At 76.4% G+C, this 1,403-nt stretch carries 1 protein-coding gene and 1 pseudogene; both read left to right on the plus strand.

The window, feature by feature from the left end; genetic code table 11:
• Window positions 1-1,050: flagellar biosynthesis GTPase FlhF (gene flhF / locus C667_RS22935; RefSeq protein ID WP_004388705.1), on the plus strand; the 1,050-nt coding region annotated here is incomplete at its 5' end.
• A 2-nt stretch (window positions 1,051-1,052) separates the two neighbouring features.
• A pseudogene (locus C667_RS22940) lies at window positions 1,053-1,403 on the plus strand (MinD/ParA family ATP-binding protein); the annotation flags it as partial.

Consider the following 1,403-nt stretch of genomic DNA (forward strand, 5'->3'; position numbering starts at 1 on the left):
GCGGCCGCCGCCCAGGCCTCGGCTCCGCGGCCGCCCGCGAGCGGCCCGGCGGTGTTCTCCGGCCGCGCCGCCCGTCCCGAGACCGACGAATTCGGCAGCACGCGCGTGCGCGAGCTGCAGGAGACCAACGCCCGCCTGATGGCGGAGCTCACCGGCATCCGCGGCATGATCGAGCGCCAGCTCGCCGGCTTCGCCTGGGGCGAGACGCGCCGCCAGGCGCCGGCGCGCGCGGCCATGCTCGGCGAGCTGCTCGAGGCCGGCTTCTCCGCGGCGATCGCGCGCAAGCTGGTCGAGGCCGTGCTCGAGGACGCCGACCGCATCGAGGCGCGCGAGGCGGTGGGTGCCGCGCTCGACCGCCTGATGCGGGCCTGCGCCTCGGACGAGGACCTGCTCGACCGCGGCGGCGTGTATGCGCTGGTCGGCCCCACCGGGGTCGGCAAGACCACCACCACCGCCAAGCTCGCCGCGCGTTGCGTGGTCCGCCACGGCGCCGGCCGGCTGGCGCTGATCACCACCGACGGCTACCGCATCGGCGCCCAGGAGCAGCTGCGCATCTACGGCCGCATCCTCGGCGTGCCGGTGTTCTCGGTGCGCGACGCGGCCGACCTGCGCCAGACCCTGGCCGGCCTGCGCAACAAGCACATGGTGCTGATCGACACCATGGGCATGAGCCAGCGCGACCGCATGGTGGCCGAGCAGGCGGCCATGCTCTCCGGTGCCGGCGACGTGCGCCGGCTGCTGCTGCTCAGCGCCACCGCGCGCGGCGACACCCTGGACGACGTGGTGCGCGCCTACGCCGGCGACGACCTCGCCGGCTGCATCTTCACCAAGGTGGACGAGGCCGCCTCGCTCGCGCCCGCGCTCGACGTCGCGGTGCGCCACGAGCTCGACATCCGCTACCTTACCAACGGCCAGCGCGTGCCCGAGGACCTGCACCTGCCCAACCGCGCCTACCTGCTGCACCGCGCGCTGCGCGAGCACGGCAGCGCGTCGCCCTGGCACCTGCAGGGCGACGAGGCCGGCATGCTGCTCGCGGCAGGAGGGGCCTGAGCATGCTCGACGGACGCGAGGACCAGGCGGCCGGCCTGCGCAGGCTGTTCCGCCGCGCGCCGCCCCAGGTGGTGGCGCTGTACGCAGGCGGCCGCCGCGCCGCCGACAACGCCGCGCTCGCCGCCCACCGCATCGCCGGGCGTAGCGAGCGCGTGCTGGTGCTGGACGAGGCCGAGGGCGACGCCACGCTGTGTGGTGCGCTCGGCGTGGGCGAGGGCGCGGACCTGCTGCAGCTGCTGGACGGCCGCAGCACGCTCGCCGACATCCTGCAGCCCGTGCCGGGCCTGGTTGGCCGCGTGCCCGCGGCGGCGGCGGCGCTCGCGCTGCCGCTCCTCGACGATGCGCGCCGCGCC

Source organism: Thauera phenylacetica B4P, assembly GCF_000310225.1.
GTDB lineage: Bacteria > Pseudomonadota > Gammaproteobacteria > Burkholderiales > Rhodocyclaceae > Thauera > Thauera phenylacetica.